10 protein-coding genes and 1 pseudogene are annotated in these 16,202 nt (G+C 43.4%); 5 read left to right on the top strand and 6 right to left on the bottom strand.

Going from position 1 to position 16,202, the window contains the following annotated elements; genetic code table 11:
- Positions 1–22: 22 nt before the first annotated feature.
- Positions 23–2,719 carry a DUF3536 domain-containing protein gene (locus tag ACYTXL_RS35510; RefSeq protein WP_461928653.1) on the bottom strand — a complete coding sequence of 899 codons (2,697 nt, stop codon included), beginning with the start codon at positions 2,717–2,719 and terminating at the stop codon, positions 23–25.
- A 540-nt stretch (positions 2,720–3,259) separates the two neighbouring features.
- Here ACYTXL_RS35510 and cax point away from each other — a divergent pair.
- Positions 3,260–4,354 (top strand): annotated as a pseudogene (gene cax, locus ACYTXL_RS35505) (calcium/proton exchanger); the annotation flags it as partial.
- A gap of 140 nt (positions 4,355–4,494) precedes the next feature.
- Positions 4,495–5,634 carry a protein kinase domain-containing protein gene (locus ACYTXL_RS35500; RefSeq protein WP_461928652.1) on the top strand — a complete coding sequence of 380 codons (1,140 nt, stop codon included), beginning with the start codon at positions 4,495–4,497 and terminating at the stop codon, positions 5,632–5,634.
- A gap of 368 nt (positions 5,635–6,002) precedes the next feature.
- Here ACYTXL_RS35500 and gndA read toward each other — a convergent pair whose 3' ends face one another.
- Complete coding sequence (gndA, locus tag ACYTXL_RS35495) at positions 6,003–7,433, bottom strand: NADP-dependent phosphogluconate dehydrogenase (protein ID WP_461928651.1); 1,431 nt, start codon at positions 7,431–7,433, stop codon at positions 6,003–6,005.
- Positions 7,434–7,641: 208 nt separating this feature from the next.
- Between gndA and ACYTXL_RS35490 the strand changes: the two genes are divergently transcribed.
- Positions 7,642–8,382 (top strand): Ycf66 family protein, encoded by a 741-nt coding sequence (locus tag ACYTXL_RS35490; protein WP_461928650.1) that lies wholly within the window; start codon positions 7,642–7,644, stop codon positions 8,380–8,382.
- Positions 8,383–8,705: 323 nt separating this feature from the next.
- On the opposite strand, the gene ACYTXL_RS35485 is transcribed toward ACYTXL_RS35490, so the two are convergent.
- Both ACYTXL_RS35485 and ACYTXL_RS35480 read right to left on the bottom strand, forming a co-directional pair.
- Positions 8,706–9,560, bottom strand: coding sequence for a cyanophycinase (locus ACYTXL_RS35485; protein WP_461928649.1), 855 nt, complete (start codon positions 9,558–9,560; stop codon positions 8,706–8,708).
- Between the two features lie 335 nt (positions 9,561–9,895).
- On the bottom strand, positions 9,896–10,099 hold the full coding sequence (locus tag ACYTXL_RS35480; RefSeq protein ID WP_461928648.1) for a hypothetical protein: 204 nt from the start codon (positions 10,097–10,099) through the stop codon (positions 9,896–9,898).
- A 325-nt stretch (positions 10,100–10,424) separates the two neighbouring features.
- Here ACYTXL_RS35480 and ACYTXL_RS35475 point away from each other — a divergent pair, with 325 nt between their 5' ends.
- Complete coding sequence (locus ACYTXL_RS35475) at positions 10,425–12,362, top strand: ATP-binding protein (protein ID WP_461928647.1); 1,938 nt, start codon at positions 10,425–10,427, stop codon at positions 12,360–12,362.
- Positions 12,363–12,526: 164 nt separating this feature from the next.
- On the opposite strand, the gene ACYTXL_RS35470 is transcribed toward ACYTXL_RS35475, so the two are convergent.
- Complete coding sequence (locus ACYTXL_RS35470; RefSeq protein ID WP_461928646.1) at positions 12,527–13,108, bottom strand: PadR family transcriptional regulator; 582 nt, start codon at positions 13,106–13,108, stop codon at positions 12,527–12,529.
- A 476-nt stretch (positions 13,109–13,584) separates the two neighbouring features.
- Here ACYTXL_RS35470 and ACYTXL_RS35465 point away from each other — a divergent pair, with 476 nt between their 5' ends.
- Positions 13,585–14,016, top strand: a complete 432-nt coding sequence (locus ACYTXL_RS35465) for a hypothetical protein (RefSeq protein ID WP_375453141.1) — start codon at positions 13,585–13,587, stop codon at positions 14,014–14,016.
- Between the two features lie 822 nt (positions 14,017–14,838).
- Here the strand turns inward: ACYTXL_RS35465 and ACYTXL_RS35460 are convergent.
- Entirely contained in the window at positions 14,839–16,032 is a 1,194-nt protein-coding gene (locus ACYTXL_RS35460) for an NADH:flavin oxidoreductase/NADH oxidase (protein WP_461928645.1), read from the bottom strand.
- Between the last annotated feature and the right edge of the window lie 170 nt (positions 16,033–16,202).

Below are 16,202 nucleotides of genomic sequence, written 5' to 3'. Positions count from 1 at the left end.
TTTGTGTGAAATAGTATTACATCTATCCCAACTGATTTGAGATCATGCTGACATCAACGGCTAACTTTTTGCCCAACTTGAGCAACTGAAGACACTGATTATCTCCCTGATTCCCAAAGTTAGTAACACACACTGGCGCTATCTGACTTTGCAGACAACTAAAGTATAGTTCTTGCGATCGCTGTAGGGAAATGTCAATATTTAGTTGATCCCCGACATCAATCAACCGCTCCAATAGTTGGATATCTGCATTAAAACTACCATTGGCATCGTGCAATAATTGCCAGAGCGATCGCGCAATTAATTGTTCTAACATCTGCTTACCGTCGGGAATATTCAGTTGACAACGCAGATGTTTTGCTTCCGTAGCGATCGCTTCCAATTCTAAGATGTGATTCCAACTCTTTTGGGGATCAGCGATATCTTGCTCAAGCGATCGCAATGTCATCAAACAGCGATGCCCTAAAGCAATATCTGCTGCAACCTGCAATTCTTGTGGCACTGCTAGTTCGTCTCGATGAAACGCCATCAGCACACCATAATTATCGCGGTACGCTTGGGTATACAACTGTCCTAAACGTGTCAATGTTTCCTGACTCAGCAGCCGCATAATCCGGTGGCGTTCTTCAGCAAATAGATTTTGCAAGTTGAAAGCTTCTTCCCCAAATAGCTGTGTCATCACCAAGATAGAATGAGCCGCACTAGCTTGTTGCAATCCCCCAAACAGCTTTTCTTTTAATTGGCTGTAGTTACGCCGCCCAGTAAATTGTTGAATGCAGCAGTGGAAATCCCAGCCTCCCAAATGCAGAACTGCAAAGACCAAATGCTCGCTTTCCCAAGTAATCTCTGATACCAGTTTTAAATTTCCCACAGCCAGAGTTAGCGATCCCATCCGTTGCAGTTGGTAATCTAGTTCATTGGCAGCGTAGCAATAAACCCGCTTGTGGTAACGCTGAGACTGTTTATCAGCAGCATCTTTTTTCGGCAAAGAATTGTGCGTCTCTGCTGGTTTCTGATTGCTAAACAGGGAAGTAATGGCGTAATGGGCTGCTACTTGCTTAAAGCCAAGTTGGGCAGTTAGCACCAGTTGCCGATAAATTTCGCCACCGTGTTTGAACTGATCTACATTACTGGGGGCTAAACTAAGACGTTTGACGAAGCCTTTTTCTAACTGCACACCTGCCACATCCCCTGCCAATTCCAAAGCACGGGCGGCATAGCGCAGAATTTGCGTCCCCTCTGGACGGGAAATTTCTTCAAAAAACCAACCGCAACTAGTGAACATTAACAAAGCGTGACGCTGCATTTCTAACAGGCGTAAAGCGTCTACTTGTTCGGCGGCTGTTAGTTTGTGGGTTTGATGACGGGAGAGAAAACGGTTAACATTGGCAGCAGAGCGATCGCGCATCACTTGGATATATTCATCTCGTGCTAGCCAGGGATCACGAAATAACTGTCTACCATGTTCCTCATACACCTCAGTTAGCTGATCCCGCAGCCAATTCAGGGCATCACGCAAAGGCCGACGCCATTTCTGATGCCAAACACCGCCTTCTCCACCGCAACCACAATCATCTTCCCATCTGCCGACACCGTGGGCGCAACTCCAGGCGGTGACTGACTTCAATTCCACTTCCCAATCAGGAGAATTTAAACTGAGGTAGTGGGCGAAGTTCGTCACCTTCCAACCCTGTTGGGGAAACTCTTTAGTAAAGGCGTAGGCTAAAGTTTTCTCAGTTCCCTTTTTGTGGTGTCCAAAGGTTTCCCCATCTGTCGCCACAGAAATCAACTGAGCTGGACGATGATCCCCACGCACTGCTGAACCGATACGTCCGGCAAAGTGACTGGAATTATAAACGACATCACTAAAACCCATGTCCCGCGATATCGGGCCATCGTAGAAGAAGATATCAATGTAGGGTTTGTCATTTGTCATTTGTCCTTGGTCATTTGTTTTCTTTGACTCTTGACTATCTTTCAAATAACAACGATAGGGACGGGTAGAATCAATCTGACTACCACCGACTTCGATCGATTCAGGATGGGGATGATCTTGAGTGGGCAGGGGACGACAACGTAGTGCTTGAGAGGGTGCAAGGATAATGAAGCGAATACCTTCAGCAACAAGAGCTTCTAGGGTGGCGTAGTCTACAGCAGTTTCCGCTAGCCACATACCTTCGGGAGCGCGGCCAAAGCGGGAGCGGAAATCTTCTATACCCCAGCGAATTTGGGTATATTTGTCGCGTTCATTCGCCAGAGGCATGATAATGTGATTGTATACTTGGGCGATCGCATTCCCGTGACCATGCAAGCGATCGCTACTTTTCCTATCCGCCTCTAAAATCCGTTGATAAACCTCCACATCGTAGCGTTCTAGCCACGACATCAGCGTTGCCCCAATATTAAAACTAAAATACTCATAATTGTTGACGATCTCCACCACTTCGCCTTGGTCATTTAACACTCTGGCAAAGGCATTCGGGCGATAGCATTCCCAATGAATCCGTTCATTCCAATCATGGAAAGGCGCAGCGCTTGGTTGGCGTTCAATTGCGTCCAGATAAGGGTTTTCCCTTGGTGGCTGGTAAAAATGACCATGCACCGTCACATAAACACCATTAGCCTTTCTCAAGGGATCGGTTTCTTTGGTGTTATGGGGATCTGAATGTAATGTTAACGTTGAGCCAGAGCTAGCTGGCATTTGGGCAGCAGAAGTCATGTATATTTATCCAAAACAAAAAACTTGCAGTTGCACCGAAAACGTTGTGCGTAAACCTTTCTCCAATGGTTTTCACACAAAATCCGTTATAAACAACAACTATGGAATCCAACCAAATTTTTGACAAAGTGGTTTTATTGTAGGGGGAAATCTGCGTTATCGCATAGCCCTTTCCCTGAAGGCTCAAAGTAATTAGCCATTGAACAAAGCCTCAGTTAGGGGTTTTCTCTTCTATAGCGCCAATCCAAATTTTAATTGTCTTTTAATTTATTAAACCCCATTTCTGGTGTAAAACTTTGGCTCAAATTCATACTTTTGCAACAAAATATTACAAAAACTCATTATATCGCAATCTTATTTTACATAATATCCGCAGCAATGAACTGAAAACAGTAAAATTTCTGAATTGGTCTACAGACGGTTGAGAGTATCCTATGGGAGTAATCAGTGCTGAGTTATAGAGGCAATACCCTGCCGTCAGCTAAAGCTACATGAATTGCCCCTACAACTCTCCGATGAGATACCCTCAACTCAAGACAACAAATGTCAACTAAAAACATTATTTTTCTGGTTTTATTACTGTTTATCCCAGTTTCTCTAGCAGCCCACTTTCTGGAGTGGGGAGAATTGATAGTTTTCATTACAGCTGGATTAGCAATTTTGCCCTTAGCAGCTTGGATGGGTACAGCCACCGAAGAAATTGCTGTGGTAGTCGGGCCATCATTGGGGGGCTTGTTAAACGCCACCTTTGGCAATGCTACAGAACTAATCATCGCCCTAATAGCGCTGAACGCTGGGTTAATAGATGTAGTCAAAGCCAGTATCACGGGATCGATTATTAGCAACTTACTACTGGTGATGGGTTTTTCCATGCTTTTGGGAGGACTGCGCTACAAAGAACAGACATTTCAGCCAATTGTGGCGCGGGTGAATGCTGCTTCGATGAATTTGGCGGTGGTTGCCCTTTTGATGCCAACGGCGATGAATTACACCTCTCAAGGAATTAACGAACAAACACTGCAAAACTTTTCTATTGCTGTTGCTGTAGTATTAATCTTGGTTTATGGTCTAACGTTGCTATTTTCGATGAAAACCCACTCCTATTTATATGATCTGGGTGTAGCGGAAATCGAAGGAGAGGAAATCTCTCATGCTAAACCCAATATGGCATTGTGGATTGGCGTGCTGCTAGGATGTACCTTACTAGTGGCAATTGAGTCAGAAATGCTAGTTGATTCTCTGGAGGTAGCCACATCTCAGCTAGGTTTGACAGCGCTGTTTACAGGGGTGATTTTGGTTCCCATCATCGGTAACGCGGCTGAACACGCTACAGCAGTCACCGTGGCGATGAAAGATAAGATGGATCTTTCCCTTTCGGTAGCTGTGGGATCAAGTATGCAGATTGCCCTATTTGTCGCGCCCGTCTTAGTTATAGCAGGGCGGATATTAGGACAACCAATGGATTTGGATTTCCAACCCTTTGAATTAGTCGCGGTGGTTGTGTCAGTGTTGATTGCAAACACTATTAGTTCCGATGGTAGATCGAATTGGCTCGAAGGCACTTTGTTATTAGCTACCTATATAGTATTGGGGTTTGCCTTCTACTTCCATCCAGTTATGGATGCTGTGGGGTAAGCTGCTACGCAGTGCGATCGCTCTTGATTATGGGTAAGTTTCTCCAGCGTTTTCAGCTAGCCTTTCTGATAATTGGCGAATCTAAATACCCTTTTGCCTGAGACAGGAGAAAATAGAAATATATAAGAGCGATCGCCTGTATGAGCTACTGCCTTAATCCTCATTGTTCCAAGGCTGAAAATCCTGATGATCTCAAGTTTTGCCTGACTTGCGGTTCCAAGTTACTCCTCAAAGAACGTTACCGCGCGATCAAACCAATTGGACAAGGTGGTTTTGGCAAAACCTTCTTAGCTGTGGATGAGGATAAACCCTCAAAACCACGCTGCGTAATTAAGCAATTTTATCCCCAAGCCCAAGGGACGAACACTCTTGCAAAAGCCGTGGAATTATTTAACCAAGAAGCGGTGCAGTTAGATCAATTGGGTAAACATCCTCAAATTCCCGAACTACTGGCATATTTTACCCAAGAAGATCGGCAGTATCTTGTCCAAGAATTTATCGACGGGCAAAACTTAGCCCAGGAATTAGCACATCAAGGTGCTTTTAGTGAAACGCAAATCTGGCAATTACTAAATGATTTATTATCAGTATTACAATTTTGTCACGCCAGACACGTAATTCACCGGGATATTAAGCCAGAAAATATTATTTTACGTAGCAGCGATAGTAAACTAGTATTAGTAGATTTTGGGGCTGCTAAATCTGCTACAAGCGCCGCCTTAAATCAAACTGGTACAAGTATTGGCAGTCCAGAATATGTTGCACCTGAACAAATGAGAGGTAGGGCTATTTTTGCCAGCGATATTTACAGTTTGGGTGCTACTTGTATTAATTTATTAACTGTGCGATCGCCCTTCGATTCCTATGATACCAACAACGGTACATGGGTTTGGCAGCAATACTTGCAAACTCCTGTTAGTAATCAGTTGAGTCACATTCTCAACAAAATGCTAGAAAGTATTCCAATTCGGCGTTATCAAACAGTTGATGAAGTTATTAAAGACTTAAATAAACAGTCAAAAATAGCAGCCACGCCAGCGATAGCGGCAAAACCCATCCCTCAATCACTACCCAATTCACCACCCACTTTTGTATCGAAATCTCCTAGTCAAGTTGAGAAAGAATTAGAGGAAATGAAAACCCAATTTTTGGGTAGCAGCAAACCTCAACCAAATAAAATACAGCCACCAAATCCAATATCTCAGCCTTCTATTAAAAGCAAAATAGATGAAGAATTAGAAGAATTAAAAGCTAAATATCTTGGTAATAATAACCCCTAAAATCATTTAGCCTAGATTATTTTATCCTCAGAGTGATTAAAGAGGGTTAATTAAGCCCAGACGGTAGGTATTATAAGCTGTAGCACATTTAATTGGTACATATAGCAATTTTAAATCATTCGTAATAAGTTAGATCCCCGACTTCTTTGAGAAGTCGGGGATCTGGAGAGTGTAAAACAACTGAGATTGAGACAGTCATTACCCTCTTGCTGAAATGATTATTATTCTGATTAAGTTTGATTTTTTAAGAGTGCTGGTAAAAATACTCTTAAAAAGAAAGTGACTCTGAAACTCAGAGCCACTTGTAAGATTTATTCTGAAACAGTCTAAACTTTCTCAATACATTGAGAATTTAGATACGTGAAAGTTTACTTTTTAGCTTCAGCAATTGGTACCCATTCAGTGTGGAAACTTCCGGGCTTATCTAGACGCAGGTAAGTATGTGCGCCAAAGTAGTCGCGTTGTGCTTGAGTTAGATTTTGAGGCAAGCGATCGCGCCGATAGCTGTCAAAATAATCCAAGGATGCGCTAAATGCGGGTACTGGAATTCCCAGTGTTGCAGCAGTCGCAATCACTTCCCGCCAAGCTGTTTGTCTGTCGAGAATTGTCTGCTTAAATTCAGGAGCTAATAACAGATTAGGTAAAGCTGGATTTTCGCTAAAAGCCTTCTTAATCTTATTCAAAAAGCGAGCGCGAATAATACAGCCACCTTTCCAAATCCGCGCCATTTCGCCCAGATTCAAATTCCAGTTATATGTCTTGGAAGCTGTAGATAGCAACGCCATCCCTTGAGAGTAAGAACAGATTTTTGAGCAATAGAGAGCATCGCGTACTTTGTTGATAAAGTCCTTGGTTTGCCCGTCATACTTCCCAGTGGGGCCTGTGAGGACTTTCGATGCTGCTACCCGCTCTTCTTTAATCGAAGATATAATCCGGGCATTAACTGCTGCTGTAATTGTGGGAATAGAGACTCCCAATTCCAACGCAGTCTGCACAGTCCAGCGCCCAGTTCCCTTTTGACCGGCAGCGTCAACAATCAAGTCCACCAAGGGTAGATTTGTTTCTGGGTCAATATATGGGAAGATATTCTTCGTAATCTCAATCAAAAATGAATCGAGCTCATCGGTGGTGTTCCATTCAGAAAACACCTCATGTAGCTGATTATGGTCTAATCCAGCGACATTTTTCAGCAAGTCGTAGGCTTCAGCAATTAGCTGCATATCGCCATACTCAATGCCATTGTGTACCATTTTGACATAGTGACCAGAACCACCAGGGCCAATGTAGGTTACACAAGGGCCATCATCGACTTGGGCAGCAATTTTGTTAAAAATTGGTGATAGAAACTCATAAGAGCTTGTTGTACCTCCAGGCATCAGAGATGGGCCATTCAGCGCCCCTTCTTCACCGCCACTGACACCCATACCAAGATACCGAAGCCCAGCCGGTTCTAATTCCTGAGTGCGTCGTTCCGTGTCTTCAAACCAAGAGTTGCCACCGTCGATAATGATATCGCCTTCCTCTAACAAGGGTTTGAGTTGAGCAATCACCGCATCAACTGGCTTCCCAGCTTGCACCATTACTAGAATTTTGCGAGGACGTTCCAATAAGGCAACGAATTCTTCTAGAGTAAAGGCGGCTTTGACGTTCCTTCCTGGCGCGCGCTGCGCCATAAACGCATCCGTTTTTTCTCGGGAGCGGTTGTAAACTGCAATTGGGAAGCCATTGCGCTCCACGTTGAGAGCGATGTTCTCACCCATAACGGCTAATCCAATCACACCAAAGCTTTGTAGTGTCATAAAAAATTTCTGGCTAACTCTTGCAGATCCTTTTACCTATAAGGGTAGTCCGAGATTTTCCCTTCTCCCCTAAAGAAGACCTTAAGACTTGAAATAAACGACAAAAATCCCCAACTAACAGGGATAATTAATTTTGAATTGTATCTAAATCAACAATTAACTTGCAAAATTGAAATAATCAAAGGATGCAGTAAGGAGTAACCAAATAATGCTGGCATATGTCCTAGCTTTGGTGGTCGGTGTTGGTAGTTTAGCCATTTATATAGCAGCTTTCTTTTTTCCAGAAATCCACCGCAAGAATGACTTTATTTGGAGTGGTGTAGGACTGTTCTACGCCTTAGTCTTATGGGTGTTTGCACCACGTATTACTGGGGGTTTGTTGCTGGGTCATCTGGCTAGTGTGGCTCTTTTGGTCTGGTTTGGCTGGCAAACTCTATCATTACGTCGGCAACTGACGCCACAGGTACAACAAACCCAAATACCCAGTCCTGAGACGGTGAAAACTGGCATTCAGCAACAGGTGAATAAGTTGTCCCTTCAAGAACGGCTGGGCCAGTTGCAAAAAGGTCTTGGTAGCACCGTTGGTGGCGTGAAAGACAAGGTGCAACAGACTGTGAGTCAAAAGATACCCACAATCCCCAAACCTGAAGACATTGCCTCTGTTCTGACTGAGAAACCTGCTGTTGAGATTATTGACAAAACTACTGTCATACCCGAACAACCAGCAGAAGAGACAGTTACTACCAACACCGAAGCAAAAATCGAGACTGTACCGGAAGCGATTCCACCACATCCCCCATCTCCTGAATTGGTGAAAGCAGCGCAAGCAGATGCTGAAACTGAGGACAAGCAACCGATTTCTGTAGAAGAAGTTGCTCCAGATGCAGTACTTGCTCCCCTGGCAGAAACGCCATCGGAACAAATACCACCGAATAATCGGGCTAGTTGAATTAAGTGAAACCCAGCGTTAATCTAATATGATGTTGGGTTTCACTCAACTTGTTTTAATCTTCTGCCACAAATCAGCTGAAACAAACCTAGATAAATGACTAACATTAGTTGTTGCGATGCCTACGGCGGCAAGCTACGCAACATCTGCACCGATAATAGTTACAGCTTGGGCTACTAAAATTATGTCATCGTCAATCGTCTGATCAACTTCTGCCCAGAATAATCCAGCTTCTGAGAGTACTTGGGAGGATATTCAAGAGATAAATGTCACTAATCTACAAGTATTAATTATTTATTCAATTTAAACGCACCTGCTAAAAGTTAGGTGTTGCTTGAACCAACAGGTACAGAGACATTTGCTACAGAGGTATTATTTAGGATAGGCTGGCGGGTTTTCAAATCAAATTTGAAGCCATGTGGCAAAATATGAAGCTTTGCTCCGCAAATCGCTAAAGACTCATCCTTCAAAATTTCGTTCAAATTGTTATAGGTAACTTCTGAATCATCAACAATTGTGACAGCACCTTCACCAATTACTTCAATTTGGTTATCTGTCACTACCATCGCAGTATTCTCGTCAATACCAAATCCCAAAACAGCAGGTTCTAGTATTAAAGCTGAAATTAAGCGTCCCAAACGTCCACGCTGGGAAAAATGCTGGTCAATTACCACCCCTGGTAAAAATCCCATACCTGGTCCCATTTCGACAGTTTCAATGCGAGGATGTGTCTGCGAATCACCTTCCACGATCATTTTATCTGGCATCACGGCAGCGCCCGCGCTTGTGCCTGCAATAACTATACCTTCAGCGAAGCGTTTGTGAATCGCTGCATCAATTTCGGTATCCTTGAGGATGCTGGTAATACGAGCTTGGTCTCCCCCAGTAAAAAATACCCCAGTTGCTTTATTAATTGCTTCCAATGCGGTAGATGAAGATGCATCTTCACGGGTTTCTGTATCCAGAATCCGAACATTCTCGGCTCCCAGGCGCTGAAAAACTCTAATATAATTTTCTCCCACTTCTTTTGGTAATTCTGTCGCCGCCGTGATAATTACAATATATGCCTTCGTTCCCCCAGCGCGTCGCATAAAGTCCCGCAAAATTAGGCAATCTCCCTCCTTGTCTTCAGCTCCTCCAATAATTACCAACTGCCGTTTGGGATTACTTTCCACCATGATGCCTCCTAATTTGAGTTAATAAATTTTACTAAACCATGACAATTCCAACTATCAAATCATCCCTTTGGTAGATTACTTGATTGAAGGTAGGATTAAAGTTGGTTTGCGATCGCAATTAAACCAAAAGATTTTTCCGAAAAATTACAGATAAAACTATCCTCAAAATTAATTTACTCATACTTAATAAAATCCACAGCGTCAACTACCTCTAGAGATATTTTCTAGAGGCATTGTTGACTATCTTGGTAATTGCCGATTGGAAATTTATCAGGCGATCGCAAGTAATTGGTATAAACTCTAGCTGGGTGCAATTAGATATCTAATGACAATTCCTAATGAATGCGACTTCTGTAAAGCAAGTTAGTTAAGAAAAAACGTGCTTGTTCTAGTGGGAGATGCCTAGGTTTGCCTTGGTAGACAATTTGATACTCATTTATGTCTGCCCCATCACCATGCCCAGAGATCAGCTTTAGGTGAAAAGCTTCCTCAGCAAGTTCTCGAATTTCATCTCTTAGAGCAGCTTGTGTGCTATTCATACTTTGCTGTCTTTTCAATCAATACCCTAGATTCATTTATATATACATATTATTTGGTAGGTGTTGCACCTTTCAAAGGTTATATCTTTGACGCGTCATAAGGATGAATTGAGTGTTATTTATTCTTTGCTAAAGAAGGGGGCTTTAATTATGCCTTGAGATAGTTGAAAATATTTACTAAAAGAGTTATTCTGGGTTCGGAATTAGAGTAATGGCTTTGCCATCACTCTCCAAAATTAATCTAAATCAATCTACAATTAATAAGTCTGAGTAACTATAACTCAGCATTTAAATTTCAGGGTGTTTAGCCAAAGGTTCGTAATCAATGGTTCTGCAAAAAAGCAGTGATTTAGTCCGCATTAATGCTAGAAGAACGGATGTCTTCGATATTTTCAACTTCAAGCATTATATCGGCCCCAACCCCTATTTAGATACAGGGGCGCTAGTATTTGACTTGGCTCTAGTTGACTCTCGAAAGCCTTTGCCCATTGAAGATTACATTGCAAGCATTGGCGTAGAAGCAAAGCGGCTTGTCGAGAGACATGGCTATGCACACTTGGCCAGCCAAACCTACGAATCCCATGCCCATCTATTTGCCCAAGTTGTATCCGAAGTCGCAAAGCTGGATATGGATTTGCACCTTAACCATTGGAGTGTCAAGCCATATCCAAATTGCACGCGGATTAGTGTCCAATCACTACATGAACGCACAACTAAAGAAGTAGTTTATTTTGTTTGGGATTGGTTTGAAGCCATTACCCAAGACGAAGACTTTAACTTTGATGAACAGCTAGTAAAGCTGCAAAATAAATTCCGCGCATCTGTCTATGGTGGTCCCACAGTTTACGCCCTATTGCGAACAGCCTACGAAAAAGGTATTCCCGCCTTTTATTTGTGGGAAGAAGGATTGATGCAATACGGCTTGGGAAAAAAACACGTTCGGGGAGTAGCAACAACATTTAACTGTGATAGTCATCTAGATTCGGAGTTCACCACCCGTAAAGATGACTGTAAGGCATTTTTGAAAACCTTGGGTTTCCCAGTGCCTGAAGGTGATATTGTCTTTTCCGAAAAGGAAGCCTTAGCCGCAGCCAGACAAATTGGCTACCCAGTAGCAGTTAAGCCAGTGGTAGGTCACAAAGGAATTGGCGTCACGGCTGATGTGCAGGACTCAAAAGAACTGGTATCTGCTTATAATAGGGCACTGGCAGCGATTCCCGAAGATCAGCTAACCCGGATAATTGTTGAGAAAAGTATTTCCGGATCAGATTTTCGTTTGTTGTGTGTCAATGGTAGATTCGTTGCCGCCACAGAACGCCGTCCAGCATCGGTTGTTGGTGATGGCTACTTAACGCTTGCAGAGCTAATCCGCCTAGAAAATCGCAAACCTGCACGTTTAGACACGCCAACCTCGCCGATGAGTAAAATTCAGATAGATGAAGCGATGCAACTCTACCTAGAGGAACAGCGCTTATCATTAGATAGCGTGATTGAGAAGGAACGTACTGTTTATCTGCGTAAAGTCGCCAATCTTTCAGCCGGAGGTATAAGCATTGATGCAACCCCGACAGTTCATGCTGACAATATTATCTTGGCGCAAGATATTGCCCAACATTTCCAGCTGACTTGCCTTGGGATTGATGTCATTACCAAAACTCTCTCAGAATCTTGGAAGTCGAGTAATTTTGCTATCCTAGAAATCAATGCTGCACCAGGAGTTTTAATGCATCTTAAACCTTCTGTTGGTGAAAGCGTTGATGTGCCTTCTCATATTTTAGAAACCTTTTTTGAGTCGGGTACAGATGCCAGGATACCAATTATTACCTTTAATAAAATCTCAGTTGAAGAACTGCAAGCAATGATTGACCATATCCTTTTGCAACATCCCAACTGGACAATAGGCGCTGTTTGTCGTGATGCAGTTTTTGTGAATCGCTCGAAAAAAGTATTAAGCAAAAATTACAACAGCAACGTCCAAACTTTGCTGCGTCATCCCAAACTTGATTTGCTGATTGCCGAGTATACGGAAGATATCCTAGATGAAGAGGGTATGTTTTACCAGAGTAGTAATATCGTAGTTTTGGATAATCCCACCGAAACTGAGATGATGCTGGTGCGGGATGTCTTCGATGGTTCGACTGTAGTGATTAGAAAAGGCAACGGTATTTCTATTCGTCGCAAAGGGTTGATTGAAGATTATACTTTGGCTGAAGATGAACCATTTACACGGGTTTATTTGAAAGAAACTGGAGCGATTTTGTGAGCTAATTGACACTCCCCGCGATAAATCGACGGGGATTCTTGGTTCAACGAAACGACTTAACCTAGAGTCCTTGCATATAAGGAAAAAGTAAAATTAATTGCTCAAGGTGTTGATCCTTGCCTGAAATAGGGGATACTTATTTAAGTAAATAAGTTCGCTAAAATCTAGATATGTTTGCCATCAAGCGAGTGGTAATGTGATGCATATTGCTTTTGATGACTGATAACATTCATTGCTATCTTCAACCAATCGATATAAGTCTGTTCTCTTCGGATCACTAACTCCAGCACCAGCCTTTGCATCACCTGCTCACGGTTGGCAGACTCATCACTGAGTGATGGCAAATCGATGATTTCACATTCAGCAAGCTTTTTGCTTCGAGCCGCGACTTGTTGCTCTAGTAGGTGAATGGTGGTTTCATTCGACAACTGATCTGCAAAATGCAGTTGGAGGAGCAAAGGTTCTCGGATAGTCGGTAAGGGCTGATGAGTTCCAAGCCATCGGGCGAATTCGGCTTTCCCTGGCTCCGTCACACTGTAGACTTTGCGGTTGGGGCGATCGCGCCCAATCTCAATCCTATAGGTAATCCAGCTTTGCTCAACTAGCTTATCAAGAGTTCTGTAAATTTGTGCCTGGTCTGCTGGCCACAAATGGGCAATACATTGATCAAAGCAACTCGTTTTCAGGTCGTAGCCCGTCATTTCTTGCTGCTGAAGAAGACCTAGAATTACATACGCTAGGGACATGAAGACAGTTTTCCCATAATTGACATTTTCTCGATCGCTTCTACACTATGTACTTCTTATTAAGTTTATGCTAATATATGAGTAATCCAATATTAGATATAACGGCTATAAAAAGATATGTTAATTATAATGCTTCTTAGCAAGGAAACCAAATACATGAACTGAGGTTGGGCAAATGGCTAATGGTGCTGTTTGTAGAAGACAGTCAGGAAGTGGCGATGTATCTTAAGTGCCGCTCCCGTACCCCTATGAGGAAGCAAGCTATGTGGAGCGTCTTGTTGGCGGAGCCTCTGGTAGAGAAAAGAAGGGAAAGATAAAGTTCTGATCAGAGCGCCAAGCTTTCTAACGAGCATCTACGCCACCATTGGATATGCTATTCATCGCTAGCGGATCACTCAATAAACCAGTTATTCGCTACAGTTTATGGGTGATGAATACCGACGCAGAAATTATTTAAGCGATCAAAGACTATTGTAATGAGAGGATGGATAACATTGACTTCTAACATACTTTTACAAAGAATACGTCAACATCAATATCTGCGTGATTTACGAAACAAATTACTCCACCTTCACAAGATGTTGCTGGAGACAGAACGCATTGCCTACGAACAGGTTAGTGGACGAGTATCAAGCGGAGAACTACTTCAGCTTGTGATCGCTCATGAACAATTTGCTTGGCTACATCGCATTTCTGAGGTGGTTGTGCAAGTTGATGAAATGCTCGAAGCAGATGAACCGATATTGCTGGAGGATTTCCAAAAGTTGATTGCTGATGTCCGCACGCTGATTATACCCTTAGAGACGGGTAATACCTTCGAGAGAAAATATTACAACGCTCTCCAGCGCGAACCTGGTGCGGTGTTGGCACATGCGGAGATATCAAGATTTCTCACGTCTGAGGTTTAAGGGTAACTTAGAGCGATTTTTAACAAATAAATTACTACTACTTGTGGGGTGGGCAGCGTTCGACTGAGCGCTCACGCCGAAGTCTTGCCCGCCTTTGGTTATGGGCACGCGAGACGCCCACCCCACAAGAAATTATTGGATGTTTTTTTATTTGGAAGTCCCTTAAACTATGAATTATCAATTATCAATTATGAATTATGTTGACTTTTCACGGTAAGTTCTCTTGTATCAGATAAGGTGGTCATGAATAATATAGAGGAGAAGCTTTGCTCCGGCGTAGCTCGCCGCAGGCATCACTAGCCTGAGATTCAAATCCTAGTCTAATAAGTAGGCAACATAATTAATTACATAATGTCATTGCAAATGCACCAAACCAAAATAAAGCGATCGCTTCGCTCCGTTCGCAATGAGTGTAAATATTTTTGTTTATCTACTTAACGAGGCTTTGAACTCCGTTAACGAGTCTTTTAGCTCCGTCAACAAGGCTTTGATATCATGTCCGGTTGATTAGGGACTAATACTTATTGTGGGGTGGGTGTCTCACCCGCCCATAGCTAAAGCCGGGCAAGATGCCCACCCCACAAGTAGTAGTAATTTATTTGTTGGAAATCCCTTAGTGAGTCTTTTTTTATTAAAAATAGATAGAGCGATCGCTTGAAATTTGCGATCGCCATAATATCATCTGCGGTTAAACACAAGTCAATTGCGATCGGAGCGTGGCAATGTCAAACCCTGATAATTGCTTAACTCCACTCGTTGCGATGCGATCGCATATTACAAGTAATTTGCTGGATTTGATTTGGCAACACCTGCCCTAGAGATTTATTTCCCCCGTTTTTGCGGTTTAACTGCATACCCGTACGCCAAAGCCCAGTTTGGTTCCTCATCCAAGTGGCAACGCGCACGAATCGACCAATATGGATCGCGGAGCATTTCTCGACCGATGAGAACCAAATCTGCACACCCACGAGTAATTATTTGGTTAGCATACTCAGCCTCAGTTATCATCCCCACAGCCCCAGTCTTAATCCCAGCCTCCTCTCGGATTTTGGCAGCAAAAGGCACCTGATAACCTGTCTGCACGGGAATTTTGGCATGAGGTACTAAGCCTCCTGTGGAAACATCGATCAAATCAACACCTAATAGCTTTAGTTCCCGGGACAATATGACTGACTGCTTGAGATCCCAACCTCCCTCTACCCAGTCGGTAGCAGAGATACGCACAAAAAGCGGCATCCCGCTTGGCAGAACATCTCGCATTCTTTTTGTTACCTCCAGCAATAAACGCATTCGGTTCTCCAAGGAACCTCCGTAACGATCTGTTCGTTGATTAGTTAGCGGCGAAAGAAAGGAATGCAGTAGGTATCCATGAGCCGAGTGGATTTCGATAATCTGAAAGCCTGCTTGAACGGCACGCTGTGCTGTGGCAATGAAGGCTTGAATCACCTCTTCAATCCCATCCTCATCGAGGGGTATGGGAACCGGTCCGCCCTCTTGAAACGGAATTGGGCTTGCCCCGACTACAGGCCAAGCCCCTTGTTCAGGTGTCAGAGGTGTACCACCCAGCCAGGGAAGATTGCAACTCGCCTTCCGGCCAGCATGGGCTAATTGAATCGCGGCGATCGCACCCTGTTGGCCAAGGAAGCGTACAATCCGAGCTAGTGGTTCGATGTGTTCATCATCCCAAAGACCAAGATCGCCGGGGGTGATTCGTCCTTGGGGTGTGACGGCTGTCGCTTCGACTACAATCAGGCGAGTACCTCCAACAGCCCGGCTCCCCAAATGGACGAAGTGCCAATCGTTTGCGAATCCATTCTCTGCCGAGTATTGACACATTGGTGACATCGCTATGCGATCGGGCAGGGTGATATCTCGAATTGTCAGTGGACTAAACAAGTCTACTTCCGGTACATCCGAATCGTGCAGACTTGTTGAGTGACAACCGGGGGAATCTATAAATTCTAATTCAGTCTGGGGTGGGGATGATGGCAAAGTTGTTAGTTTCTCTGTAGTCATGCTGTTACTTTTACGTGCTTTGTGGATTAACACCCAGTATCCGAGTTAGCTCCTCAAAATCGATTTTGGATCAAGAGTTTCAGATATTGGGTGTCTGATTTTTGTCGCTTATCCAACGATTTTTAACCAATCCCCGTAATTCACCATCCCTCTATAGAGTGGAGAATTAC

Source organism: Nostoc sp. (assembly GCF_054880495.1).
The sequence above is the reverse complement of the archived record's forward strand: the minus strand, read 5'-3'. Positions and strand labels throughout refer to the sequence as shown.

Bases quoted from the DNA above. Each gene is read 5' to 3' on its own strand.
- ACYTXL_RS35460 (WP_461928645.1), bottom strand. From the start codon at position 16,032: ATGACTACAGAGAAACTAACAACTTTGCCATCATCCCCACCCCAGACT.
- ACYTXL_RS35465 (WP_375453141.1), top strand. From the start codon at position 13,585: ATGAGAGGATGGATAACATTGACTTCTAACATACTTTTACAAAGAATA.
- ACYTXL_RS35490 (WP_461928650.1), top strand. From the start codon at position 7,642: ATGCTGGCATATGTCCTAGCTTTGGTGGTCGGTGTTGGTAGTTTAGCC.
- ACYTXL_RS35480 (WP_461928648.1), bottom strand. From the start codon at position 10,099: ATGAATAGCACACAAGCTGCTCTAAGAGATGAAATTCGAGAACTTGCT.
- ACYTXL_RS35485 (WP_461928649.1), bottom strand. From the start codon at position 9,560: ATGGTGGAAAGTAATCCCAAACGGCAGTTGGTAATTATTGGAGGAGCT.
- ACYTXL_RS35500 (WP_461928652.1), top strand. From the start codon at position 4,495: ATGAGCTACTGCCTTAATCCTCATTGTTCCAAGGCTGAAAATCCTGAT.
- ACYTXL_RS35475 (WP_461928647.1), top strand. From the start codon at position 10,425: ATGGTTCTGCAAAAAAGCAGTGATTTAGTCCGCATTAATGCTAGAAGA.
- ACYTXL_RS35470 (WP_461928646.1), bottom strand. From the start codon at position 13,108: ATGTCCCTAGCGTATGTAATTCTAGGTCTTCTTCAGCAGCAAGAAATG.
- ACYTXL_RS35510 (WP_461928653.1), bottom strand. From the start codon at position 2,719: ATGACTTCTGCTGCCCAAATGCCAGCTAGCTCTGGCTCAACGTTAACA.
- gndA (WP_461928651.1), bottom strand. From the start codon at position 7,433: ATGACACTACAAAGCTTTGGTGTGATTGGATTAGCCGTTATGGGTGAG.